This window comes from Streptomyces sp. JW3, assembly GCF_052216785.1.
Taxonomy (GTDB): Bacteria; Actinomycetota; Actinomycetes; order Streptomycetales; family Streptomycetaceae; genus Streptomyces.
Genome location: NZ_JBQOUX010000031.1, coordinates 15,222 through 40,422 on the forward strand (window position 1 = coordinate 15,222; position 25,201 = coordinate 40,422).

At 69.1% G+C, this 25,201-nt stretch carries 17 protein-coding genes; 6 read left to right on the top strand and 11 right to left on the bottom strand.

Features of this window, described 5'->3' with window-relative positions:
* Positions 1-158 precede the first annotated feature (158 nt).
* Both ACTT8P_RS15225 and ACTT8P_RS15230 read right to left on the bottom strand, forming a co-directional pair.
* Complete coding sequence (locus tag ACTT8P_RS15225; RefSeq protein ID WP_442832164.1) at positions 159-344, bottom strand: DUF397 domain-containing protein; 186 nt, start codon at positions 342-344, stop codon at positions 159-161.
* Complete coding sequence (locus ACTT8P_RS15230) at positions 341-1,195, bottom strand: helix-turn-helix domain-containing protein (RefSeq protein ID WP_442832165.1); 855 nt, start codon at positions 1,193-1,195, stop codon at positions 341-343. The genes ACTT8P_RS15225 and ACTT8P_RS15230 overlap by 4 nt, the downstream gene beginning before the upstream one ends.
* A 200-nt stretch (positions 1,196-1,395) precedes the next feature.
* Between ACTT8P_RS15230 and ACTT8P_RS15235 the strand changes: the two genes are divergently transcribed.
* Positions 1,396-1,887: an ATP-binding protein gene (locus ACTT8P_RS15235; protein WP_442832166.1), complete on the top strand. Its 492-nt coding sequence runs from the start codon at positions 1,396-1,398 to the stop codon at positions 1,885-1,887.
* A 63-nt stretch (positions 1,888-1,950) separates the two neighbouring features.
* Here ACTT8P_RS15235 and ACTT8P_RS15240 read toward each other — a convergent pair whose 3' ends face one another.
* From ACTT8P_RS15240 to ACTT8P_RS15280, 9 genes are all read right to left on the bottom strand, one after another.
* Positions 1,951-3,447 (bottom strand): hypothetical protein, encoded by a 1,497-nt coding sequence (locus ACTT8P_RS15240; RefSeq protein WP_442832167.1) that lies wholly within the window; start codon positions 3,445-3,447, stop codon positions 1,951-1,953.
* A complete protein-coding gene (locus ACTT8P_RS15245) occupies positions 3,422-4,294 on the bottom strand; it encodes a phosphotransferase enzyme family protein (protein WP_442832168.1) in 873 nt (290 codons plus the stop codon). The genes ACTT8P_RS15240 and ACTT8P_RS15245 overlap by 26 nt, the downstream gene beginning before the upstream one ends.
* A 189-nt stretch (positions 4,295-4,483) precedes the next feature.
* Complete coding sequence (locus ACTT8P_RS15250; protein WP_442832169.1) at positions 4,484-4,819, bottom strand: hypothetical protein; 336 nt, start codon at positions 4,817-4,819, stop codon at positions 4,484-4,486.
* A gap of 147 nt (positions 4,820-4,966) precedes the next feature.
* Positions 4,967-5,323, bottom strand: a complete 357-nt coding sequence (locus tag ACTT8P_RS15255; RefSeq protein WP_442832170.1) for a hypothetical protein — start codon at positions 5,321-5,323, stop codon at positions 4,967-4,969.
* Positions 5,316-6,110, bottom strand: a complete 795-nt coding sequence (locus ACTT8P_RS15260; RefSeq protein ID WP_442832171.1) for a hypothetical protein — start codon at positions 6,108-6,110, stop codon at positions 5,316-5,318. Before ACTT8P_RS15260 ends, ACTT8P_RS15255 begins: the two co-directional genes overlap by 8 nt.
* Positions 6,111-6,118: 8 nt before the next feature.
* On the bottom strand, positions 6,119-6,460 hold the full coding sequence (locus ACTT8P_RS15265; RefSeq protein ID WP_442832172.1) for a hypothetical protein: 342 nt from the start codon (positions 6,458-6,460) through the stop codon (positions 6,119-6,121).
* Between the two features lie 17 nt (positions 6,461-6,477).
* Positions 6,478-11,136, bottom strand: coding sequence for a putative T7SS-secreted protein (locus ACTT8P_RS15270; RefSeq protein ID WP_442832173.1), 4,659 nt, complete (start codon positions 11,134-11,136; stop codon positions 6,478-6,480).
* 9 nt (positions 11,137-11,145) lie between these two features.
* Entirely contained in the window at positions 11,146-11,748 is a 603-nt protein-coding gene (locus ACTT8P_RS15275; RefSeq protein ID WP_442832174.1) for a hypothetical protein, read from the bottom strand.
* Positions 11,745-12,143 carry an SseB family protein gene (locus ACTT8P_RS15280; RefSeq protein WP_442832175.1) on the bottom strand — a complete coding sequence of 133 codons (399 nt, stop codon included), beginning with the start codon at positions 12,141-12,143 and terminating at the stop codon, positions 11,745-11,747. The genes ACTT8P_RS15275 and ACTT8P_RS15280 overlap by 4 nt, the downstream gene beginning before the upstream one ends.
* A gap of 222 nt (positions 12,144-12,365) precedes the next feature.
* Here ACTT8P_RS15280 and ACTT8P_RS15285 point away from each other — a divergent pair, with 222 nt between their 5' ends.
* The 5 genes from ACTT8P_RS15285 (at position 12,366) to ACTT8P_RS15305 (ending at position 25,180) form a co-directional block, all read left to right on the top strand.
* Complete coding sequence (locus ACTT8P_RS15285) at positions 12,366-13,667, top strand: DUF262 domain-containing protein (RefSeq protein ID WP_442832176.1); 1,302 nt, start codon at positions 12,366-12,368, stop codon at positions 13,665-13,667.
* Positions 13,655-14,848 (top strand): AAA family ATPase, encoded by a 1,194-nt coding sequence (locus ACTT8P_RS15290; protein WP_442832177.1) that lies wholly within the window; start codon positions 13,655-13,657, stop codon positions 14,846-14,848. The genes ACTT8P_RS15285 and ACTT8P_RS15290 overlap by 13 nt, the downstream gene beginning before the upstream one ends.
* Positions 14,849-14,909: 61 nt before the next feature.
* The gene (locus ACTT8P_RS15295; RefSeq protein ID WP_442832178.1) at positions 14,910-15,869 is read left to right on the top strand and encodes a hypothetical protein; all 960 of its coding nucleotides are present in this window, start codon (positions 14,910-14,912) and stop codon (positions 15,867-15,869) included.
* Between the two features lie 168 nt (positions 15,870-16,037).
* Positions 16,038-22,880 (top strand): DEAD/DEAH box helicase, encoded by a 6,843-nt coding sequence (locus tag ACTT8P_RS15300; protein ID WP_442832179.1) that lies wholly within the window; start codon positions 16,038-16,040, stop codon positions 22,878-22,880.
* Entirely contained in the window at positions 22,877-25,180 is a 2,304-nt protein-coding gene (locus ACTT8P_RS15305; RefSeq protein WP_442832180.1) for a UvrD-helicase domain-containing protein, read from the top strand. Before ACTT8P_RS15300 ends, ACTT8P_RS15305 begins: the two co-directional genes overlap by 4 nt.
* Positions 25,181-25,201: the final 21 nt, after the last annotated feature.

Here is a 25,201-nt window from a genome sequence, read left to right on the forward strand (position 1 = left end):
CAGAGTGACGACTTGAAGGAGAGTACCTGTCGAGGTGTCGAGGTGTCGAGGTTCCTCGGCAAAGTTTCATGGAGGTCCTGCCGCACCCAGTTGGCTCCTGAAACGGCACAGCCCCGCACCGGGTGGGGTGCGGGGCCACTGTGTGCGCTCTGAAGCGTCTAGTGTCGGGCCACGAGCGAGAGGAAGGAAGTCCAGGTCGACGAGGTGAGAGCGAGTTGCGGACCCCGGCGCCTCTTCGAGTCGCGGACGTGGACGGTGTCCGGGCATGTTGCTACTTCGACGCAGTCGTCGCCGTCGGAGCCGCTGTAGCTGCTCTTGAACCAGATCAGTTCGTATGTGCTCATAGCGCTCCTTGCATCCGCCTCAACAGGCTCCGGGAGTCTTCCGGGGTGAGGGCCTGTGAGCGCATCTTGGCATACCGCTGGAGCATGATGCTGACCTCCTTGCGGTCTGCGATCAGCATCCCACCGCGTTGCCCCTCGGAGTAGCCCAACCACCTGTTCTCCTGGGTCTCCAAGAGTCGCATCGGCCCGTCGAAGCCTGCGTGATCCGGTTGCCGCAACGGCATGAGCTGAAGCTCCACGTTGAACTGGGATGCCCGCTCCAACAGGTGACTGATCAGCTCTCGTGTCACCTCGGCTCCACCTGTGCACCGCTCGATGAGTGCCTGTTCGATGATGAAGCTGAACGCGATCGGTGGCTTGCGGCGGAACAACTCCTGACGTTCCAGACGCGCGGCCACTTGTCGATCCACCTGTTCCTCGTCCTTCACGGGAGGGACGCTGGTCGTTACAGCCCGTGCGTATGCCTCCGTCTGCAAGAGGCCCGGAATCACCCTGCATTCGTACGTCCACAAGGTGATCGCTTCTTCTTCGAGCCGCGCCCACTGCCTGAACCAACTGGCGATTCCAGGTTGCCGGGACAGATGCCGAGCCGCCCCCTTCAGTGCCCCGAACGCGTCCAAGGCCACCTCCGCCCGTTCCACGAAGGGCGGCGGCGGGTAGCGTCGGCCTTGCTCGATGGAGGCCACCGTCGGAACCGAGTACCGCACCTTCGGGGCGAACTGCTCCTGGGTCAGGCCGGCCCGCTTCCGGAAGGCCTTGAGGACTTCGCCAAACGACTTGAGGCTGTCCGACATCTCCGGCTCGCTGCCACCACAGCCGAGAGTGCCCGCCCCGCTCGTGCCGTCCGCCATGTCAGTTCCTTCCGGTCGCCCCGCGCTCACCAACCCCATCGACCTGATTATGGTCACGCACGGTTACCCATACTGTCCATTGTGTGAACTCCTACGCTGGCGGCGCGTACGGGTCGCTGACCTGGTGAACCGAGCGAAAAGCCCGAGAAGTTGGGGCCATGACGCCAACCGTCCCCCACCGGACCTCGATTACCGTACGTATGTTCACCCAGCGGTTCAGCTCCACACCACTGGGCGCCCGCCTCGCCCGGCAGCTCGCGCTGTACCGGCTGCATCGCTGGGACATCCCGTACGGAACCCCGGTATCCGACACCGCCGCCCTGATCGTTGCGGAGTTGGCGGCCAACGCGGTCACCCATGGCCGCGTGCCAGGCAGGGACTTCGAGCTGGCGCTCGTACTCATGCCGTGCGGACGAGCGTGGGAACAAGCGTCGGTCGCGAGTCCCGCCCCCGGAGCAGGCGCCGACGTGCGCGATGACGTACCGCGCCCCGCCCGCGTCCTCCGTATCGACGTCTCCGACACACGGGGCGAACACCGACCGCCACGCCCGGGTGAGATCACCGCTCCGGACGACGGTGCCGCTGGAGGCCGAGGGCTGCTGCTCGTCGGGGCGTTGGCCGACCGGTGGGAAGTCCTGGACCGCCTGCCGATCGGCAAGACCGTACGAGCCGAACTCGACCTGCCGTACTGATGAGACCGCTGTCTCGCGACGACGACCTCCCCGCCGGCCAGGGTGCTGTCGCCGCGCGGTGACCTACTGGGTGGTCGAGCCGGACGGCTGGGAGTCGCCGTCCGGCGGCCGAGGGTCGGGCACTCGTGGGCTGGGCGGGGGGCCCACCAGTCGAGCGGGGTCGAGCATGACCGCTCCGAACTCACGAACCAGGAGACCGTGGATGCTCTCCCACCTGTACATCCGGCTCCGCTCTCGCCGCTCGGCCCAGCGCTCGTGCAGCCGCATCCCGCTGAAGATCGCGAGAGCGCACGCCAGGATGACGGCGATGAGGGCATAGATGGGCGTGTAACGGTCGTCGAACATCGACCGTTGCTCGTCCACCTGCTGGGCGTTCACACCGAAGAACCCGAAGAGCAGACTCAACGTACCGGTGATGGTGGTGACGAAGGTGACCGCTACGACTGTCCGGATGCGGCGCCGGTCTGCGGCGCGTTGTTCGGCGCTTTCCACGGAGGTCAACTCGGCGGCGATGGCGTTGCCGAGGCGTGTCAGCATCTGACCGATGACGGCGGATCGCTCGGTGAGTCCCATCGCCGTGTAGAGAGCGTTATGGAAGCTCTCCACCCGCAGGGCGGGAACGAGAGTCCCTATGTCGCCGCCTGCCTCGACGCTGTAACTGAGTTCCAGTTCGAGGTGGCTCAGACCATCGGAGATGGCTTCCAATGCGGTGCGCCGACGATGTATGTCGCGTTCCCCGTCGGGGCGGGCGCGGAAGCGATGCCCGTAGGAGTAGGTGATCTCCCGGATCTCCCGCAGGCGGGCCGCGGAGCCTACCGTCTGTACGGCGGAGAGCAGGACGCAGTTCTCTATGTAGTCCTGATGGCCGCAGATGAGGCTCGCGTACGGTCCGAGGGCCCCGACTGTGGTGGGACGTCTGTTCAGCTCTGCTGGATAGGTGATGGAGCTGTGTTCCGGTCGGTACGGGAGATCCGTGCGGTAGATGACCCGCTGGACGGTGTCCTCGTCGGGAGCGTCCTCCGGGGATGCCACGCTTCGGAACACCAGTTGGTGTCGTTCGGGCAGGAAGCCGGGTTGCTGCCCTTGCGCGCAAGGAAGGGCATCGAAACCGGCACGCTCGCCTGCCAGCCGTTCCAGAGGAATACCGGCGCATTCAATGCTGGCGTAGTAGAGGTCCTCCATCAGCGGCACCGCTTCGACGAGGCCGAGCGGCACGTCCAGCGTCAGAGCGACCAGGATCTGCCCCGATGGGTGGAGAAAGTGCCAGAGCGTGGCGGCTACGGGGGAGCCCGTTCGCCAGCGCTGGCATACGAGAGAGGCGCAGTCCAAGGTCTCCTTACGGAGGACTCGTGGTAACTGTCTCTCGGCGCTTACGTAGAACGGGGTCAGGCGACCGAAGTCGAGTGTCTCGGTCAGGGGGCGGCGGTCAGAGGGCAACTGGGCCGGATCGCAGACCCAGGACGTCGAGTAGACCGAGGTGATGCGGAGATGCGGGCGCGATGCGTACGGGGCGAAGAGGCCGCCGCCCGATCCGTCAGAGCGCGTGCCATCGCTGTTCAAGGTCGCCCTTCCGTAGAGACTGCATGCGCAACGCGAACTCGTCCGCTGCCGCGCCGGACTGGGCGTTCTGCATGAGCCAGGTCGTCATGCCCAGCTCCCGGGTGGTGCGGAGTACCGGATAACCATGCCACTGGGTGACGTCGAAGCCGTAGGACCGGACGAAGTCCGCGTAGTCACCGGGCGGCAGGCCGAGGCGGTCGACGGCGATGGCTGTGGGAACGAGGTCCCAGGCGCGCGGGCCGATCGCCACCGCCTCGTAGTCGATGAGGAGAGCTCGCGACCCGTCGCACAGGATGTTGCCGCGGTGGGCGTCACCGTGCACCAGGTGCTGGGGCGAGGTGGCGATCAAACTGCGGAAGCCGTCCTCTGCTGCGTCGCAGGCCTCGGCCAGGAACTGAACGTCGTCCCGCTTGATGCCGGAGACGACCTCAAGTCGGCGGCGCATGATGGGGAACGGGTCGAGCGGAGGCAGGGGGAAGTCCGGATCCGGTAGTGCATGCAAGTCGCGCAGGAGGTCCGCGAGTACGGTGACGGATGTAGTGGGAGCGCTGTCCGGCACGTAGGTCCAGAACGTCACCAGCCTGCCGTCCGCCTCGACAGGTTGTGGATCGTCCGTTGGATGCACGGAGGGGAACCCCTGGTGTGCGAGCCAACGGGCCACGGCGAGTTCTTTGGCTACCTTCTCGGCCATCTCCTTCGAACGAGCGACCCGGACGACGACGCCGGCCTCGGGAAGAGCGAACAGCGCGTTCTCGCCGAGCCGTAAGAGTCGTGCATCCGGGATGCCTGGCAGCCCGGCGGCGTCGCACGCGACGAGCATGGCGTGTCGCGCATTGTCCTCGGTCAACCCTTCCTGGGTTGTGTCACAGTCCATCTGGATCAGCCTCCCGAGGTGGCGGAGGTGCTGTCAAGGCGCCGACAGAGGCGGGAACGCGAGTTCGGGACCGGGTGACTTCAGCAGCGCCCCCGCGATGTCCCCACGCGTGCCGGGGCTTGTCGACCAGGTCAGTGCCGTGGCAGCCCGTGGTCAGCGTCGTCAGCCCGTGCGACCGGTCAGCCGGTGCAGTAGTTCCCGCGCCTCCCATAGATCCGCTCCTGCCCGAGAGTGGAACTCGTCGTCACCCAGGTGCTCACAGGTTCGGTACGCGAACTCGCCGAGCCACTTCATTTGGTCTGCACTGATCTCGATCCGCATGTCGGGTAACTTACGCTCCTCGCGCACCGCTGACCGCAGCTCAAGAAACTGGGGCCATGCATCATCGCCCTCCAAGAGGTACCAGGCCTCCCTGATCTCTCGGACGATGACTCGGAAAAGATACTGGTCTCTGCCGTGGAGCTCCATGCTGCCCGCGACGGCCTGTACCTCGATCACGTGGCGTCATTCCGGTTCTTCGTCAAAGCCTTCCCTTTCTCTGGAGTGAGCATCGTGCCATCGGGTGGGGAGGCGGAGTCCTCGATAGGGTCCTTCTATCGCTCGCTCACCTGAAGCGGAAAGTGTTTCTACAGGTCGTGTAGTCGTTCATTGTTCGAGCTTCCTTTTCCCTGTCAACCACTCCCTCCCGCGAGGGGTGATGGCCAGCCACCACAACGCTCCTTGAGGCTCCCAATCAAGACGAGAACATCCATCGATGAACTTGACCAGTGAGTCGTCGATCGACGTTTTCCAGGCCTCGAATCCACTCTCTCCCAAGTCGCCGATGTCCATGAGGTTGGCGAGTAGGAGGGAGCGAAGGAATTCAATGGAGATTTCTTTGGCATCGCCAGCCGCTGACTCTGCATATTCTGAAGTGATGGCCAGCAAATCGTCGACTGGAACCCAGTCGTCCTCCGCATCGGTCAGAATTTCTTCCGTGAGCGGGATAACCCAATCATCCACCGGAACCACCTGATTCATCCTGTTCGATGTGTATCTTCTTGGGCCGCTTGGAGCCTGGCTCGAAGATGTCGATGGTCTCGCCATCTGATTGCGAGCTTTCCCTCCACTGGATCACGGTACCGTCATCCAGCTTGTATACCTCGGGAACCTTCGGGCCACGAGACGGAAGCTGATCGGAGTTTGCGGTCCAGCGAGATAGTCCATTTCGGCGGCGCTCTTCACTTGGATTGGTTCTGGTGTGAGAAGCCCGGTGGCGAGCTACGGCCTGCCTCGACGAGGCCTCCGCGCGGTCGGTACGGCTGCTGCTTGACGGCCGGCGTGGTCCGACTACCGGTTTTTCGGCGCCAGTCGTGCCAGGGCGTTGTCGCAGGCATCGGCATTGCTGGGAACGAGAAATTTCATCCGGTCGAAGAATAGGCGGCCGTTTTTCTGTAACCGCTCGATGAACAAGTATTTCATCGACCACGGCATTACGCCCTTGGGTCGGCCGGTGTAACGACACAAGGAGGTGTCCGACTCCAACCCGCTTGAAGGTCAGTTTGATCGGCTGGTCAGGGAAGAATGTGTGCACCTCGTCCCGCTTGCGCAACTCCTCGATCATATTTAAGATGTACGCCCAAAGCTGGTCCACATAGTCCCACAGCTCTCGGTCGAGAATGGGGACTCCGTGTACGAACAGATCAATGGCCCCGTCAATATAGTCTGAGTTGCGCGGTGGCGCAGCCTCGGTTACGAGGGTGAAGCCTTCGCTCGGGTTCCCGAGGTAGGAATTGATATCGATGGTCACATAGTTACTTATTGTTTCTCTTCAGGGTGGGGAGGTGCTGGTTCATCCGCCGAGGTCAGCATGTTGTAGTACGCGACCGCATAATCGCTCCCGAGTTCCCTTTGTAGTCTGGTGGCGAGTGCCGTGCCCTTCTCGACGAAGGTAGATTCCGCCCTGTCGTCAGAGAAGCCCGACGACAATGGATCGTCGGGATCGTAGGTCGCTTCATACTCCTCGGCCCATCGCCCGATGTCTGCGATCAATCCCCGGCTGATCGGCAGAGTGGCGGCCGGGACATTGTCCATGGATGCGAGACGGCCCACCCACACCGGGTAGCACTCATACTCGGCCATAAGTTTGACACGTACCATTGCAGGAGCCTCCTGCGTCAGGGAGCACTTTTCGGGTTTGCGCCCACGATGAACCCATTGTTTCCGACCGTTACCGCGACTCGCTGAGTCGTCCCCTCGAATTGAACCTCGTAGATCGGGCGGCTTCCCTGCATCCCGACCTTCTCCCCCTGGGTTACTGCCTGCATAACCAGCTCGGGAACGTTTTCACGCGAGACACCCTTGGTTTCGAATTCTTCTGCATGCCTCATGATGTGTTCCAGGCCTGCTCGTTGGTTGCCATTTTCGAGGAAGACGGCTTGCCCATCCTTGGTCCACTGCGCGGCGACAAGATCATCCTCCGAGAACCTTGTTCCCGCTTGCTTGAGATGATCCACCACGCTGCTGTCGACCGATGCGCATTTCCCTGCCAGGCCCAGGGGATCCGCCCAGGTCCAGGGGTTGCTCACCCAGGCCACATGGTTCGGGCCGGCGGCGAGGCCGAGCGGGTCGGGGCTGGTGTAGCGGGCGGTGGCCGGGTCGTAGTGGCGGTGCAGATTGTAGTGGAGGCCGGTTTCCGGGTCGGCGTACTGGCCGGGGTGGCGCAGCGGGGTGTGGGCGGTGGCGCCGCGGGCCACGGCGGTGGTGCCCCAGAGGGTGCTGCGGGTGCGCCAGGCGAGGTCACCGTCGGGGGTGACGAGCTCGGTGGGGGTGCCGATCAGGTCCGTGATGATGGCGAAGAAGCGGGCGTCGACGGCCTGCTGGGTTTTGGGGTCGAGGGCCCGCTCGGTTTGGGCGACGGGGGCGAGGCCGGCGTAGTCCCAGGTGAGAGCGATCGACGGGGCGTTGGCGCGCGTAGAGGTGGTCTGTTCGATGACCTGGGCGCCGTCCCAGGTGAAGACGGTCTCCTCGGCCACGGTGCCGTCGGCGGCGAGGCGTTGTTTGGCGCTGCGGCGGCCGAGGGGGTCGTAGCGGTACCGCCAGGTGGTGCCGTCGGGGGTGGTGCAGGTGGTGAGGCGGTCTTCGGCGTCCCAGGTGTAGCGCCAGACGTCGGGTTTGCGGGAGAGGCGGGTCTTGCGGCGTTCGATGACCCGGCCGGCCTCGTCGTGGAGGTAGGTCCAGCGGCCTGCTTTGTGCAGCCGGGTGCCGGTGTACTCACGGTCGCCCAGTGCCGAGTCACCGTGGGACGCGGGCCAGGTGGCCTGGGTGAGGTTGCCCGCGGTGTCGTAGGCGTAGGTCTCGGTCCAGTTCCGGCCGGTGACCTGGGTGACGCGGCCGGCGCGGTCGAGGCGGAAGTGGCGGGTGCTGCCCCGGCGGTCGGTGACCGCGGTGAGGTAGCCGTCGGCCCGGTACTCGTATGTCTGCTCCTGCACGACCGCGCTGCTGTCCGGCCGGTGTGCCGTGGTGGGCGTGGTGACCGTCTGGGCGAGGAGGCGTCCGGCGGGGTCCCACTGGTTGGCCCAGGTCAGCCCCGTATCGACGTGGCGGCTGGTTTCGCGTCCGGCGGCGTCGAAGGCGGAGTCGAGGGTGTGGCCGTCGGTGTCGAGGCCGACGCGGTTGCCCGCGGCGTCGTAGGCGTAGGTGGTGACAGTGCCGGACGGGGTGATCCGGCGCACCGGTCGGCCGAGCGGGTCGCGGTCCAGGACGAGGACGCGGCCTTCGTACATCTCGGTGCGCGCCCGGCCCATGCGGTCGCGCTGGATGACGAGTTCGGCGTCCGGCGTGGTGGCGGCGACGAGGTGGCCGGCGGGGGCGTAGGTGTAGCGAGTCGCGTCGCCGTCGGCGTTCTTGACGGTGATACGGCCGAGCTGGTCGCGTTCGTATGAGACGGTCTGACCCAGGGGGTTCGACCGCTGGCACAGGCGTCCGGCCGCGTCGTGGGCGTAGACGAGGCGGCGGCCGTCGAAGTCGTGTTCGGCGGTGACGAGGCCGCTGGGGTCGTACTCGTAGTCCCAGGTCAGTCCCTGGGGGTTGGTGACCTGGCGCAGCCGGAGTTCGGTGTCGTAGTGGAACTCGCTGTGGGTGCCGTCGGGTTCGGTGCGGGCCGCGAGGAGGTCGAAGTGGGTGTATTCGTATGCCGTGGTACCGCCGACGGGGTCGATGTGACGGGTGAGGTTTCCTTCGCCGTCCCATTCCCAGGACTCGACGGCTCCGTCCGGGCCGGTGCGGCGGATGAGCCTGCCCTCCGCCGTCCAGCTCATGCGGGTGACGTTGCCCAGCGGGTCGGTCGCCGTGACCGGGCGGCCGAAGGGGTCGCGCTCGTAGGTGAGGGTGGCGCCGAGCGGGTCCGTCACGCTGAGCGGTAGCCCGGCGGCATTGCTCTCGACGCGCGTCGTGCGGCCCAGCGGGTCGGTGACGGCGGCCAGGTGGCCCCGCTCGTCGTAGGCAAGGGTGACGGTGGTGCCGTCCGGCCGCACCGTGCGGGTGAGCCGTCCCGCCTCGTCGTAGTCGCGGCGGGTGACGGCTCCGTCCGGTTCCCGCGTCCTGAGCAGGTTGCCGGTCTCGTCGTAGGTGAGGGCGGCGGTGGTGCCGTCGGGGCGCTCGACGCTCAGGGGGCGGCCCAGATCGTCGTAGGTGTAAGCGGTCGTGGCGCCGAGGGGGTCGGTGACGGTCAGGGGGCGGTGCTCGTCGTCATAGGTCGTACGGGTGGTCCGTCCCGCGCGGTCGGTCTCGGCGACGACCCGCAGCCGGGAGTCGATGGTGAACAGGGAGGTGTGGCCGAGGGAGTCCGTGACTCGCGTCGTCGTGCACGCCGGCTCGGGGCTGTGCAGTCCGTACTCGAAGCGGGCCCGCAGGTGTCCGGCCTCGCCCTGGTGATGGACGCAACGGTCCTCGTCGTCGTAGGTGTACGAGAACGAGCGTCCGTTGCTGTCGGTCCAGGTGACGATGCGGCCCCGCCGGTCGACCTGGTAGTGGGTGGGGCGGTCCGCCGAGTCGGCTGTGGAGGTGAGGAAGCCGCGGTCGGAGTAGGCGTAGGTGCGCAGCCGTACCGGACCGTCGGGTGTGGCGAGTGAGAGCCCGGTGATGCGGTCGGCGGCGCGGGTGAAACGGAGATCGTAGCCGCCGGAATGGGTCATGGAGTGGGGACCGGCGGTGTCCCATTCGACCGAGATCCAGTTTCCGAGGTGGTCGGATATGGAGGCGAGTCTCGCAATGCCGTCGCCTCCGGGTGCGGCCGTGGGCGGCGGATCGAAGGTGCGGGTGGTGCGGGTGACGGGGTCGGTGAGTTCGTAGGAGCCGTCGGGGAGCCGGTCCAGTGACCACGGGATCCCCTGCAGCGGGGTCACCGGCAGGCCCGGAGCCGGATGCGGGTAGGCGCGGACGCTGCCGTCGGCGGCGACGTGGACGACGCCTTCGGCATCGACTTCCAGGCGTTCGTCGATGGTGGAGGACCAGGTGGGGCCGAACCAGCCGCCGTTGCGGTACGCGGACTCGAACGTACGGGTGAACTCCAGGGGGAGACTGCCGGGGAGGACGATGTCGGTCTGTGGCAGCACCATGCGCCCGGTGGCCATGTCGACCGGCTCGTTCCGCAGGACCTTGCAGTTCAGGTCGCGGGCCAGGTCGCTGAGGCGTTCCTTGACCGATTTACGAGCGGTTTCCTTGGCTCCTTGCTCGACGGCCTCCTTGCCCAGTCCCTTCAGGCCGCCCTTCAGTCCTCCCTTGGCGGCCCCGCCGGCCCCCTTGCCGCCGACGAGATCGATCGCGACGCTGCCGAGGGCTTCGGAGGGATCGCGCCAGTTCTGGTTCTTCACGATGCCCACCAGGCGTTCCGGGTGGGCGACGGTGGAGGCGAGGCTGGTGAGGACACCGTTGGCGTTCTGGAGGTACTGGCCGGGGTGGGTCAGGTTGTACGGGTCGGTGGGGTTGAGCATCCGGACCAGACCGACCGTCTCGCCGAGGCCCTTCCAAGCTCCCACGGACGTATGCATGCCGCTGAGGACCATGCCCTCGACCAGGTCCCGGCCCATCGACGTGACCTGGTCCCAGCCGCCGGGCGGCTCCGGTGCCAGTCCGGTCAGGTTCGTCATGGTGCCCTTGGTCCGGCGAGCGGCGTCATCACGCTGGTGGCGGGCCTCGGTCACCATGTGCTGCGCCTGCTCCAGACCGGCCTCGCCCGGATCCTGGAACGCGGCCGGGCGGGGGCCGGGGTCCTGCCCGGCCTCGTTGCGCCGGTTCCATTCGTCCGCCTGCGCGTTGTAATCGGCCACCGCCTTGTCGGACGCGGCCTTGGCCTGCTTGAACAGCGCGACGGCTTCCCTGGCCTGTTCCTGGGCCCACTGGACGGTGGAGGCATACGCCACGAGCGCCTTCGCCGCTTCCTCGCAGGCGTCGGCGGCGGAGAGCCAGAACTTCGGCTGCGGCTCGAACTCGGCCCGGAACGCGTCCCCGGCCTCGCCCTCCCAGCCGTGGACGTCCAGGCCCTTCATCCCCGTGCCGAGCCGGTCGAACGCCTTGAAGAAGTCCCGCAGATGCTCAGCTTGTTCGGTCAGCTTCCGCACATCCCCGTGGATGATCTCCTTGGGGTCCTCGGTCTCGCCGAGGCCGCGCTCGGCGACATCCGCGCCGAGCTGGTCGGCCGTCCACTCGGACGCGTCCCGTACTCCCTCGGCCGTGCCGTCGAGTCCTACCGCGTCCAGGCCGTCGGCGGCCTTGTCACCTGCCCACTCGACCCCGTCCCCGACCACACCCGAGACATCGCTGATGAAGTCGCCCACGCCCACGGCCTACTCGCTCCCGTCGCCCCGCTGTCCGGTCTCGGGTGGCCCGTCCCACTGCCAGTCGCTGCGGTCCCGCGCGGCCGAGCCGGCCACGTCCTGCCACGGTGAGGTGCTGAAGTCCTCGCCGGACTGCTGCCATTGGTCGCCCATCTCGCCCCAGTCCGGCTGCGAGGTGTCCATCTCCGGGATCCGTGGCCGCACGGTGTCCCACACCTCGCCCCAGGACTTGTCCGCCGCCTTGTCGCCCTCCGCCATGCCCTGCTGCGGGTTGTACGAGCCGGCCGTGGTCGCGATCTCCTTCAAGGAGCCGACCACGTACTCCTCCTGCTCGTGATACAGACCCGCCGACAGGCCGAGTTTCCACGCGATGTCGTTCGCGTCCTGCATCTTCGAGTGGATCGCCAGGGCCCAGCGGTCACAGAACTGACCGAAAGTATCCGCCAGTTCACCCGAACCCATCTCCATCCCCGACAAGCTCAAGGACTGGAAACCGTGCCCTAGCTGTGCGGTGATCGAGAAATAGCCCGTCTCCTCCAGCTCGCTGATCGCCGCGGACAAGCCGCGCTCGACCTGCCGGGCCGACTCGGGATCGAAGCTGTAGCCGCTCATGACGACACCCCCTGGCCGGAATCCTCGGTCACCGCCACATGGCCAGGCACGATGCCCTGCGCCGGAGGCAGCAGGAACGCCCCCTCGCTCCCCACGTCCACCGCGACTCCGCACGGCACGCGGATCTCCGCGAGGGTCTCGTCCAGGAGGCGAGCACCGTACACCCGCCGGAACTCCCACCCGCCGCCCTCACCACGCGCCTGCGCGAACGCGGTCAACGTGTCCGTGTCCGTGAACGCGAAGACCCAGCGCAGACCTGCCTGGTCACCAGTGAGGATGCCGCCGTCACGGATCGGCACCAGCACCAGAGACCTACGGAACTCGCCCAGCACGGAGTGCACTTGCGCCAGCGCCAGGTCCGAGTCCCCGGTGTCCTCCCACAGCACAACGGTCACCCGCTTCCTCGTTCGAACAACCCCTCGACTCTAACCCGATGTGAGGCCGAGGCCCGAGGAATTGAGGCCATGACGCCAACCAGCTGATACGGGAAAGCGCACACGCTGGACTCGCCCTGCCGCCCTGCCGCCCTGACGCCGTCACACCTCATCTATAGAGTTGATCGCGGGCACTGTGCGAGTCACGGTGACGGTCACGGACGAGGGCGGCGACGGGGAGTCATGGCGAGCCTGGAGGACAGCAGCGGCAGCGGCGGCAGGCGGGCCGGTGGGGGTGAGCGACATCGGGGGTATCAGCGGTACCTGCCGCTCGACGCGGCCGATGAGGTCGACGCGGCCGGGCTCTTCTCCACGTACGCGCCCGTCGAGGTCGGGGACGACGGCCGGCCGACCGGGGTCGAGTGGGAGGAGCCGTCCGACGAGACCGACGAGGACTGGGCGTCGGAGTCGCCGGACTCCATCTCGGCGCCCTTCCGGCCCGAGAGCATCAAGATCGATACCCAGTCGACCACCGTCGACCTGCTGCTGTCCCGGCTGCGCGAGGACATGATCGATCTCGCGCCGGACTTCCAGCGCCGGGCCGGGATCTGGAGCGACGTGCAGCAGAGCAGCCTGATCGAGTCGCTGCTGCTGCGCATCCCGATCTCCTCCTTCCACATGGCGCAGGACGAGGAGGACAACTGGGCGGTCGTGGACGGCATCCAGCGGCTGACGGCCATCGCCCGGTTCATGGCGCCCGAGACCGTCGGCATGCCGCCCCTCAAACTGCGCGGGCTGGACTACCTCAAGCAGTTCCACGGTCACGGATACGCCGATCTGACCGGGCGGCTCAAGATCCGGCTGCGTGAGACTCAGCTGGTGGTGCACATCATCCAGCAGGGGACCCCCGAGACGGTCAAGTTCAACGTGTTCTCCCGGATCAACACCGGCGGCATGCCGCTCAAGCCGCAGGAGATCCGGCACGCCATGATCGGAGGGCCGGCCCGGAACTACCTGGCTGACCTCGCCGAGGACCCCGCTTTCCTGACCGCGACCGGCGACAGTGTGTCCAACGAGCGGATGGCGGACCGGGAGATGGTCCTGCGGTTCATGGCGTTCCGCATGAGCGACCCGGCCAAGCACACGGAACGGGACTTCGACCAGTTCCTCGTCAACACGATGCACGGGATCAACCGGCTGGGGGACGCGGGGCGGGAGCGGCTGGCCATCGAGTTCCGGGCCGCCATGCGCTGCGCGTCCGACCTGTTCCGCGATCACGCTTTTCGGAAGTGGCGGGGTAAATCAGGTAAATCGCCTATCAATAAAGCCCTGTTCGAGGCTGTCGCCGTCAATCTGGCCATACTCGACGATCAAGAGCGTGAGTATTTGGTAACGTCCCGTGACGCGATGCTCAGGGGCTTCTTCGAGCTGATGGCGGACTGGGACTTCGACCGGTCCATCTCGGTCGCCACCGGCGACCCGAAGAAGGTGCGCACGCGGTTCGAGATGATGGGTGAGCTGTTCCGGGGGAGATGGTGGCGTTGATCGACCGGCTGGCCATGACGAATTTCAAGGCCTTCCAGCACGTCGACCTGCCGCTCGGCCCGCTCACCCTGCTGACCGGTCTGAACTCCTCCGGCAAGAGCAGCGTCCTCCAGGCACTCGCCCTGCTGCACCAGTCGTACACCGCCGGCGATCTCGACCGGGCGGGCGAAGCGGCCCGGGAGGGGCAGCTGAAGACCGGCCCGGTGCCCGGCAACGGCTTCCTGCTCAACGGTGAACTCGTCGGGCTCGGCACCGGCGAGGACGTGCTGCACGAGGACTTCACCGGCGACGAACCCGAGATCACCCTCGCGGTCAGCGAGGGTCCTTACCGGTACTCCTGGACCGTCGGCTACGAGAAGGAGCAGAACCTCCTGCCGCTGACCGGCGTGGACCTGCCGCTCACCAACGCGGGCACCGCCCCGCCGCTCGGTGACGCCGCGGTCTTCCCCGGCTACTTCACGGCCGGGTTCCAGTACCTGCACGCCGACCGCATCTCGCCCGCCGAGTTCTACCCGCGTGACCACCACACCGCGATCGGGCGCGGCTTCCTGGGCGTGCGGGGTGAGCACACCGTGAACTACCTGCGTCACCACGCCGGGCGGTTCGAGGTGCCCGCGGCGCTGCGGCACCGCGGCAGCACGGCCAAGGGACTGCTGCCCCAGGCCGCCGCCTGGATCGGCGACCTGTGTCCCGGCGTCGATATCCAGGCCGCGGCCATCGAGGGCACGGACGTGGTGCGGCTGTCGTACGGGTTCGCCGGGCCGCGCGGGCCCCGGCGGCGGCCCACCAACGTCGGCTTCGGGCTGACGTACGCCCTGCCGATCGTCGTGGCCTGTCTGACCGCCCGTCCAGGGTCGCTCGTCCTGCTGGAGAACCCCGAGGCGCATCTGCATCCGCATGGGCAGACCCGGATGGCGGTCCTCGCCGCGTCCGCCGCCGCGCAGGGTGCGCAACTGGTCGTCGAGACGCACAGCGACCACGTCCTCAACGGTGTACGGCTCGCCGTGAAGCAAGGGCTGCTCGCGCCGGAGCGGGCCGTGCTGCATTACTTCCGGGGTGACCGGGACGGGTCCGGTATCGACATCGTCAGTCCGCACATCGACCGGGACGGACGGCTCGACCAGTGGCCCGAAGGGTTCTTCGACGAGCTGGAGAACACGTTGGAGCGGCTGCTCGACTGAGCCGCTCACGGAGCGGAGCGGGGTGGGGCAGGGCGGGGCAGGGGAAGACGGAGGGGGAGACGTGCCACAGCTGTTCCTGAACGAGAGATCCTGCGAGTCGGCGTGCGAGCCGGACCGGGCCGACCGGGCCATGACGGACTTCGCCGCCGCCGTCCTGAAGGTGTGGCGGACCGACAAGCCCGGCACTGTGCTGGTGGCGCGGGAGCCGGTCACCGGCCTCCAGCTCGCGCAGGGCCACCCCATCGGCAAGTGGCACGGCAACCCGAGGAACCGGGACACCTGGAAGCTCATGCTCCAGATGCAGACCAAGTACCCGCACCGGGTGGTCTACCCGGAGGGCGAGGACTACTACGACATCGAGTACCGCCATGACGGCCGGACCGTGGAGGGGCTCGGCGCGGCCCATCTCATGAAGGGACTGGGCGTCTCCCTGCCGGTCGAGCCGTGCTGGGTCGCCGACCACCTCACCCTGGAGCGCGAGCAGCTCGTCGAGGAGGAGGGCGCGGAGAGCGCGGAGGGCGGGAACGGTTCGGCGGTCAGTGAGGTCCGGGTCCGGCACCTGTCGGTGGCCGAGCACTACGAGACGCACCGGGTCTGGATCCAGGAGGGCGCGGCGGCGCTCCGCAGGGGCGGGCTGGACGCCGTACGCAGTGGGCGGGAACTCTGGCAGGAACGCGCGCGACTGTTCCCGCGGCTGCAGTTCCTGCCGCGGGTCGAGGGCGATCTGCGGGGTCTGGCCGAGGTGTGGGTGGCGCCGGTGCGTGAGCGCCTCGCCGAGCTGGAGGCGGCCGTCACCGCCTGGGACCCGGCCGCGCGGCCCATCGCCCCGGAGTGGAGGTCCGACGTACGGACCGAGTTCCAGCACCGCCGGAAGCTGTGCTGGTTCGCCGACGGGGAGCGGGACGAACTCTTCGACTGGCACTGCGAGTTCCTGCCGAAACCCGGACGGCTGCACTTCCGGTTACTGCACGACCAGCGCACCCTGCGGGTCGCCTACGTCGGCCGCAAACTGGGTGTCTGAGCACCGCGGGGCGGCGTCGCCGCAGGTGGGCGCGGACCGGGCGGGGTCGGCCGGCGGAACTCCGATTACCTTTGGACCCGGCAGGGTGCCACGGACGGTCCGGAACACCGGCCACCGGCGGTCCGCAGCACCGCCGGGAGGTACTGACATCACGAAGGAGAAGCCGGGGTGCGACCGACCCTCGCCGCCGAGCAGGTACGCGACAGCCTGAGCCAGTACCTGTCGACGACGTACGCCTTGGCGGACGAGAGCACCCGGCGGGCGCTGGAACGCTTCCTGGGCGACCCCGAGGACGGCATCTTCCGCGGCCCCTACCTGCGTATCCGCACCCCTTTCCGGGCGGCCGAGGACGACGGTTGGCAGCGGCACCTCACCTGGTGGCCGCGCGGCTTCCGCCCGCACCGCCACCAGGCCGTCGCCTGGCAGCGGCTGTCCACCCTGAACGGCCCGGCCGAACCCACCCTGGTCACCACCGGCACCGGCTCCGGCAAGACCGAGTCGTTCCTCGTGCCGCTGCTCGACCACTGCCGGCGTGAGCGCCAGGCCGGGCGGGAGGGTGTCAAGGCCGTCCTGCTGTACCCGATGAACGCGCTCGCCACGGACCAGGCGCACCGCATCAACGATCATCTGGACAACCCCCGGGACGCCCGGCTGCGGGACGCCGGGGTCCGGGCCGGCCTGTACATCGGGGACAAGGCGTCCAAGGAGTTCAAGGAGGCCAACCCGCGGGTCGCCGTGGACCGGGACGAGATCCGGCACACCCGCCCGGACATCCTGATCACCAACTACAAGATGCTCGATCTGCTGCTCCAGCGTCCCGAGGACCAGCGCCTGTGGCAGACGGAGGGCGGCCCCGCCCTCGCCTATGTGGTCCTCGACGAGTTCCACACCTATGACGGGGCCCAGGGCACCGACGTGGCCATGCTGCTGCGCCGCCTCGGCGCCGTCGCCGGCCTCGCCGAGCCCGGCCGGCCGCTCGGCTCCGTCTGCCCCGTCGCCACCTCCGCCACCCTCGGCGAGGGCACGCCCGGAGCGGGCGGCGGGTCCATGCTGGAGGTGGCCGGGCAGGTGTTCGGCACGCCGTTCCCCGCGGACGCGGTGGTGGGCGAGAGCCGCGCCAGTGTGCGGGAGTTCGCGGGGGAGAGCGACTTCCGGCTGCCCTTCCCGTCGCCGCACGAGGTGGACGAGCTCGGCGATCCCACCCGTGACCGCGCGGCGTTCGACCAGCTCGCCGCCGCGTTCACCGGTAAAAGCGGGCTCGGCCCCGAGCAGCTCGGCCGGGAACTGCGCCGCCACCGGCTCACCGCCGCCGTCCTGGAGATCCTGGACGGCCGCCCCCGCACCATGGCCGAGGTGCTGGAGGTACTGCCCCGGTACGCCTACCACTGGGGCGTGGCCGTGCAGCAGAACCCGGCCCTCGCCGCCCGCGCCCTCGCCCGTTATGTCGCGCTGCTGTCGACCGCGCGGGAACCGGGCCGCCCCGACCGGCCGCTGCTGTCCATCGAGATCCACCACTGGGTACGGTCCGTCTCCCGCGTCCTGCGTGGGATCAGCGCCGCCCGGGCCGAGTTCCGGTGGGACGACGAACGGGTCGCCTCCAGCGGCGCCCTCGTCAAGAGCGGGAGTGCCGCGAGGACGGACGGGCCGCCCGTGCAGGACGCCGCGGGCGGCCCGGAGGCCGTTCCGGCCGGCGACAGCGCCACGCCGCCCGCCCAGGTCTTCCTGCCCGCCGTCTTCTGCCGCGAGTGCGGACGCTCCGGCTGGGCCGCGCTGTCCCCGGAGGCCGACCCGGCCGACCTGGACATGAACGCCACGAAGATCCGGCGGGCCTCGGTGAGCCGGGACAAGCGCCGGGTGCGCAACCTCATCGCCGCCACCCCGCTCCAGGCGTACGAGGCGGCCTTCGCCGTCGACAAGCCGCGCAGCGGCCCCACCGTCATGGTCCTCGACGGCATCGGCGGGCGGCTGCGGCCGCTCTCACCGGAGAAGGACTTCGAAGCGCCGTCCGACGAGCGGGACGGAGTTCCTCGCGCGCCCAAGGCCCTGCACGACAGCGCGTTCGTCATCGCCGACCTCGCCGACGACCGGGCCGCGCTGGGCGACCAGTGCCCGGCCTGCCACACCTTCAACGCCATCCGCTTTCTCGGTACGGGACTCGCGTCCCTGGCCGCGGCCTCCATCACCCAGCTCTTCACCGGCGGAGAACTCGACAAGAACCTCAAGGAGAACAAGACCCTCCTGTTCAACGACTCAGTACAGGACGCCGCACACCGCGCCGGATACGTAGCCAACCGCTCGTACACCTTCTCCCTGCGCGCCCTGCTCGCCAGCCGTATCGACGAGAACGAGCCGACCGCGCTCAACGACCTGGCAGCCGACGTCATCACCGAGGTCGTCGAGAGCAAGGCCGTGCAGGCCGCCGTCATCCCGCCCGACCTGCACGTCGTCCGTGGCGTCGACACCCTCCTGTCGGGCCGCGGACAGGGCACGCGGGCCACCTGGGAACTCATCGCGCAGCGACTGGCCTTCTCGGCGGTCCTGGAGTTCGGCCTGCGCTCCCGGCAAGGCCGGACCCTGGAACTCACTCGTACCGTCGCCGCCGACGTTCCGCTGGCCGACCCCGACGCCGTCGCCGACATCGTCCGCGAGCTGCTGCACACCACACCCGGTGACATCGCCCTGGCGGACGGTTCGCTGCCCGGACCCGACGACTGGACCGGTCACGTCCGCGGCCTCCTGGAACGGCTGCGCACCCGCGGAGCGATCCGGCACGCCTGGCTCGACGACTGGATCGACCAGGCCGGCGTACGCCGCTGGGCGATCTGGGGCGGACGCCAACCGGGCATGCCCGCCTTCCCGCCCGGTGTGTCCGCGCCCGCCTTCCTGCTCGGCGGCCCCAAGCAGGGCAGCGACGACTTCGACGTGGTCACCGGCCGGCTCGGCTGGTACCAGGACTGGGCCCGGCGCAGCCTCGGCCTGCGGCCCGACGCCGCCAACGCCTTCCTGGTACGCCTGCTGCCCGCCCTCGTCGACGCGGGTGTCCTGTCGGCCCGTACCAGCAAGGACGGCACGACCCGGGTGTACGGCCTGCAACCCGGTCACGTGCGGGTCCGCAAGCTGGCCGACGACGTGGTGGCGGACGCCTCCGCGCACTGCCCCCGCTGCTCCTGGCAGCAGACCGTCCACCCGGACCTGGCCGACCAGTGGCACGGTCTGCCCTGCCCGCGCTACCGCTGCGGCGGACACCTGAGCACCGGCCAGGACCTTGAGAGCGGCGTACGGCGCCGGGACTACACCGAGGACTTCTACCGGCGGATGTACCGGGAGGCCGGAGTCTTCACCATCAACACCGCCGAGCACACAGGCACCCTCAGCCGACCGAGGCGGGAGGCGGTCGAGAAGGCGTTCCGGGCCGGTACCGACGCCCACTACGCCAACCCCCAGGTCCTCTCCTGCACCCCGACCCTGGAACTCGGCATCGACATCGGCGACCTGTCCGCCGTGGTCCTCGCCTCCCTGCCCAAGGGACCCGCCAACTACGTACAACGCGTGGGCCGCGCGGGACGCGCCACCGGTAACGCCTACCTGCTCACCATGGTCGACCGGGGCCCCCGCGACCGGTACTACCTCGACGACCCCCGGCAGATGATCGCTGGCGACATCCAGCCGCCCGGCTGCTTCCTGTCCGCCGTGGAGATCCTGCGCCGCCAGTACACGGCGCATCTGCTGGACCTGGTGGCCGCGGGACGCCTGCCCGGCGCACCGGAGGACGGGGACGGGGCCGTCCGACCGATGCCGCACCTGGCCGCCGACCTCTTCGGGCCGTCCGCCTGGCAGGCCGAGTTCCAGCGGGCGGCCCGCGCCGCCGGGCCCCTCCTGGTGGAGACCTTCCTCGGCGCCTTCCCGCCCTGGGACGAAGCGCGCGGGACGGGCGTCAGTCCCCAGGCCGCCGACGAACTGCGCCGGTACGCCGCCACCGGCCTGGCCGAGGCACTGGACCGGGCCCGTGAGCGGTGGGAGGACCGGCGGAACGAACTGCAACGCCGTATCCGGGACATCGATGCCGCACGTGACGCGCTGGTCGCGGGTGACCCCGAACACGAACGGCAGGGCAGGGAACTGCGCGCCGAGCGGCGCGCGGTCGCCCGCGGCTCCGGGGAACTCGGCCGGGAAACCGCGCACGGCGCGCTCGTCGACCTCGGTCTGCTCCCCAACTACAGCCTCGTCGACTCCGTGACCGAACTGGAGGCCACCCTCACCTGGCGCGAGGAGACCCCCGGGAAGAAGGGCGACACCGAGCACCGGAGCAAGGTGCTCAGGTACGACCGCTCGGCCCGGCTCGCCCTGGAGGACTTCGCGCCCGGCAACCACTACTACGTCCAGGGCTACAAGCACCGCGTCACCGGCCTCGACGTCGGAAGCCCCGGCCGTCCCTCCTGGCTGTGGTGGCGGATCTGCCCCGACTGCGGACACGTCCGCACCCATCGGGCACGGCAGGACTCCGCCGCCTGCCCGCGCTGCCACTCGGCCGCCATCGGCGACGTCGGATGCCTGCACAAGGTGCTCGTCCCGCGTCGGGTCCTCGCCCGGGACCAGCGGGACGACGTGCGAGTGCGGGACGACACCGACGAGCGGCAGCGACGGCACTACACCGTGGTGCCCGCCGTGGACATCCCGCGGGAGCACATCGACTCCGCGTGGCGGCACCACAAGGCCACGTTCGGCTGGGAGTTCAGCCGGCAGGCCGTCATACGGCACATCAACGTGGGCGCGTCCCGGGTCGACACCGCGACCGACGACGCCTTCGCGGGACGCCGGGTCCGCGTCAACCCCTTCTGGGTCTGCGACGCCTGCGGCTTCGCCGACGCCGACGGCGGACCGGCGGCCCAGCAGCAGGACAGCCTCACACCCGTCAACACGTCGAAGTACCACCGCCCCTGGTGCCGTCGGCTGCGTGAGGGCGTCGACAGTACGCGCAAGGCACAGCAGGGTCTGAAGCTCCTGCTCGCCCACGAACTGCGCAGTGAGGCACTGCGCATCCTGATCCCGGCCGTCACCGCCCACACCGCCGAACGCCTCGCGTCCTTCAAGGCACTCCTCCTCGCCGGTATCGCGCGCAGCTACGGCGGCGACCCCGACCACCTGGCCGTGGTCACCGACTCGATGCCCGAACCGGGCGGCGACGGCGACGTCCGCAGGCACTTCCTGGTCCTGTACGACACCCTGCCGGGCGGCACCGGCTACCTGCACCGGCTGGCCGGCCCGGACGGCCTGCGCGATGTGCTGACCCGCGCCCGCCGGGCGATCGAGAGCTGCCCCTGCGTCACGGAGGGCCGGCCGGCCTGCCACCGCTGTCTGCTCCGGCACGTCGCCGACAACGAGTACGAACTGGTCTCCCGCGAGCACGCTCTGGACATGCTCGGTGAACTGCTCGGTCGGGCCGGCGAAGGATGGGGCGCCGAGCAGGCGGACACCACCCGGGACATCTCCCTCGTCCAGCAGGTCGAGAGCGAACTCGAAGCGCTGTTCCGGCGGGGGCTGCTCGACTGGGCGCAGGGCGAGGACGGCGTCAGCGTGCGCACCTCACAGAGCCCGGACGGGGAGCGTGACACCACGCTGCGCTTCAAGGCGCCTGACGGCACGGTCAGCGGCTGGCGTATGGAGACCCAGACGGACCTCGGCTTCACGGTGCCCGACGTGGTCTTCCGCAGTCTCGACGACGACCGGCGCAGAGTGGCCGTCTATCTCGACGGCTACCGCTATCACGCGAGTCCCGAGCACAACCGCGTGGCGGCCGACGCGACCCGGCGGACGCGGCTGCGCTCCGGGCACGGCTGGCAGGTCTTCCAGCTCACCTGGGACGACGTCCGGGCCTGGACCGGCCGGGGCAAGCCGCTCCCGGATCCGGTCTGGGAGCCGTACCGGAACACGGCTCGGAAGACGGCGTCCGACCTGCACCGGCGCCTGCACGGCGGTGATCCGCGTGACCTGCCGCGCTTCGTGTGGACCAACCCGGTCGAAACGCTGATCGGCTACCTCACCAGCCCGGACCCGGAAGTCTGGCGGCGGCGGGTGCAGAGTGCCCTCGCCGGGTTCGCCGCGGTCTCGGCGACCAGCCGGGCCCTCGCCGACGGCCCCGAGACCGGGGAGCGCATCGCCGAAGGGCTCGCGGGCAAGCGGCTGGCCGGCGGACGCGGCGGTGTGCAGGTCATGGCGACCCGAGACGGCAGCGGCTGCCCCCTCACCATCGCACTCGACCTGCGGCGCGGGCAGGCCGCGGCGGTGTGGACCGCCCTCACCGTCCTCGACGACCACCCGGACACGATCGCCGCCGACGAGAACGCGCACCGCAGGCGCTGGCAGGCCTGGCTGTACTGGACCAATCTGCTCCAGTTCCTCAACGACGGGGACGGCGACGGTGTGCAGCTCACGAGCAGCGCCCTGTCCGGATTCGACCCCGTCGAACTGGCTGTCACCGGCGGCGCAGGCTGGCTGCGGTCGCGGCGGCGGGCCCATGAGGAGGAGACGCACGGCGCGTCGGAACAGGGCGGGGCCACCCTCACCGTGGACGAACCGGACATGACTTCGGCCGAGACGGTCGGCGCCCCCGCCGGGGACCGGGCGACCGCGGCCGTACGGGACCCCGGCTGGGACGAGGTGCTCGCCTACCTCGTCGACGAGCCCGGCCTCGCCGAGCTGGCCGAAGGGCTGGCCGCCGGCGGCGTACCGGCGCCCGTGGCCGGATTCGAACTTGGCCAGGACGCCTGGCCCGCCGAGCTGGCCTGGCCGGCGCGTCACGTCGGCGTCGTCCTGGCGCCCCGGCCGGACACGGCGGGCACCCCTGACCCGGACGACGTGCGCCGCGACGAGGCGTACGCGAAGGCCGGCTGGCACGTCCGTCCCGCGACCGGGTGGACCGTCGGGGAGCTCACGCGCGTCCTGACCGGTCCGCCGCCCGGTCCCCGCACGGCACCGGACGACCCGAACGACCACGAGGAGCGAGCACGATGAGCGGCACCGGCCCCGGCACGCCCGCCAAGGGCGTGACCCTGCGGCTGCTGGACAAGGCGGACAAGGAGATCGTCAAGCTGGACCGGGCGATCGTCGGCGCGGTCTACAAGTTCCAGCACGAGTTCCGCAAGAACCCGGACGCGGGCGGCTTTGACCTCAAGCAGCTCAAGGGGCACGACCGGCTCTGGTCGGCGCGCGTCAACCGCGAGTACCGTGCCCTGCTGCTCCGTCTGGCGGGCGACGACTGGCTCCTCGTGTCGGTCAAGCACCGGGGGCACGTCCACCGCAACCTCGACCGGCTGACGTACGGCATCAACCAGGTCACCGGCGCGATCGACTACGTCGACCTCCAGGTGGTCGAGGAAGGGGTGCTCGGTCCGCCGGCCCCCGAGGCACGAACGCCGGCCGAAGAACCGACGAAGGACGCCCCGCGTGCCGTGGCGGACGACACGGCCCCGTTGTTCACCGCGTTCAGCGCGGAAGAACTCGCCGACCTGGGCGTCGCTGAGCCGCTCATCCCCATAGTCCGCAAGCTGACCACGGACGACGAACTGCTGGGACTGGCCGAGTACGCGCCCCGGCACACGGGGGAAGTCCTCCTGAGACTGCGGGACGGCGTCCCCTACGACCAGGTCATGGAACAGGTCACCGACCCGCTCGCCGTCCAGCGGGCGGACGGGGAACGCGAGCCGGTCGACACCGACGACTGGCAGAGCGCCGTCGAACGGTCGCAGGCCGTGGTGATCACGGACGACGCGAGCCTGCAGAGCATCATCGAAGAGGGCGACTTCGGCCGGTGGAAGGTGTTTCTGCACCCCACCCAGGAGAAGCTCGTCCACCGTGCCTGCTCGGGGCCGGCCCGGGTCAGCGGAGGCCCCGGCACGGGGAAGACGATCGTGGCCCTGCACCGTGTCAAGCACCTGGTCGACCGGCTGCCGCCCGGCCACACCAAACCGGTGCTGCTCACCACGTTCAACCGGAACCTCGCGGCCGACCTGCGCACCCGCCTGATGTCCCTCGGCGGCCCCGAAACGCTGGCCCGGGTCGACATCACGCATGTGGACCAGCTTGCGACGAGGGTGGTCAGCGAGTCCGATCCCGGCAACAGCAAGCGTCGTATCGACGACGCGCAGGCGCTGCTCGAATGGCGCCGGCTCCTGCTGGAAACGGGCGAGAACCGGTGGGACGCCGAATTTCTGAGCGACGAGTGGAACCAGGTCATCCTCGGCCAGGCCGTCGCCTCCCGCTCCGAATACTTCCGCGCCCGGCGCGCGGGCCGGGGCCGCAGCATCACCCGGGCCGACCGCGCGGAGATCTGGCAGCTCGCCGAGCGTTTCACCCAACGGCTGGACGTCGTCGGCCTGGAGACCCACCGCCAGGTCGCCGAGCGCGCGGCCCAGCTGGAGATCGCCCGGCAGCACAAAATCGAGGAGCGCAGGAAACAGCAGGAGGAGGACGCGCGCCCCGGCAACATCCACGCCGAGTCGGGGACCGGAGCCTGGCTGCGCTACCGCTACCGCCACATCGTCGTCGACGAGGCTCAGGACCTGAGCCCCGCCCACTGGAAGATGCTCCGCGCGATGGCCCCGCGGGAACCCGACGACCTCTTCCTGGTCGGTGACACACACCAGCGCATCTACGACCATCAGGTCACCCTTGGCAGCCTGGGCGTCCACATCCGCGGCCGGTCGGCCCGGCTCACCCTCAGCTACCGCACGACCCACGAGATCCTCAAGTCGGCGACCCACCTGCTGGACGGCACGGACTACGACGACCTCGACGGCGGCCGGGACGACCTGGGGGGGTACCGGTCGGTGCTGCACGGCACGCGACCCTGGCTGCGGGGCGCGGACAGCTGGGACGGGGAACTCGACCTCGTGGCCGAGCAGGTGCGGGCCTGGCACCACGTCGCGCGCGAGTCCGTCGCCGTCTGTGTGCCGACGAACAGCATGGCGGACGACGTCGTGAGCCGGCTCGCCCGGCGTGGCATCGTCGCCACGAAGATCACGCCCGATGGCCCGAAGGGCGGCGAGGGTGTGAACGTCGGCACCATGTACCGCTTCAAGGGACTGGAATACCGGTGCATGGTCATCGCTGGTGTCGCCGAGGGCAAGGTACCGCGATCGACCGTGGATGCCTGGGAGAGCACCGACAGAACCCGGCACGAGCGCGAACTGCGCCGCGCTCGTTCCCTGTTGTTCGTGGCCGCCACCCGGGCTCGGGACGCCCTGGCCATCACCTGGCACGGCGAACCGAGTCGATTCCTGCGCCCGCTCGGCGCGGCGCGGCCGGCCGGCTGAGTGGGAGAGGGAAGGGAGGAA

Coding starts and splice junctions, on each gene's coding strand:
- ACTT8P_RS15225 (WP_442832164.1), bottom strand. CDS start 344: ATGAGCACATACGAACTGATCTGGTTCAAGAGCAGCTACAGCGGCTCC.
- ACTT8P_RS15275 (WP_442832174.1), bottom strand. CDS start 11,748: ATGAGCGGCTACAGCTTCGATCCCGAGTCGGCCCGGCAGGTCGAGCGC.
- ACTT8P_RS15230 (WP_442832165.1), bottom strand. CDS start 1,195: ATGGCGGACGGCACGAGCGGGGCGGGCACTCTCGGCTGTGGTGGCAGC.
- ACTT8P_RS15305 (WP_442832180.1), top strand. CDS start 22,877: ATGAGCGGCACCGGCCCCGGCACGCCCGCCAAGGGCGTGACCCTGCGG.
- ACTT8P_RS15235 (WP_442832166.1), top strand. CDS start 1,396: ATGTTCACCCAGCGGTTCAGCTCCACACCACTGGGCGCCCGCCTCGCC.
- ACTT8P_RS15265 (WP_442832172.1), bottom strand. CDS start 6,460: ATGGTACGTGTCAAACTTATGGCCGAGTATGAGTGCTACCCGGTGTGG.
- ACTT8P_RS15285 (WP_442832176.1), top strand. CDS start 12,366: ATGGCGAGCCTGGAGGACAGCAGCGGCAGCGGCGGCAGGCGGGCCGGT.
- ACTT8P_RS15290 (WP_442832177.1), top strand. CDS start 13,655: ATGGTGGCGTTGATCGACCGGCTGGCCATGACGAATTTCAAGGCCTTC.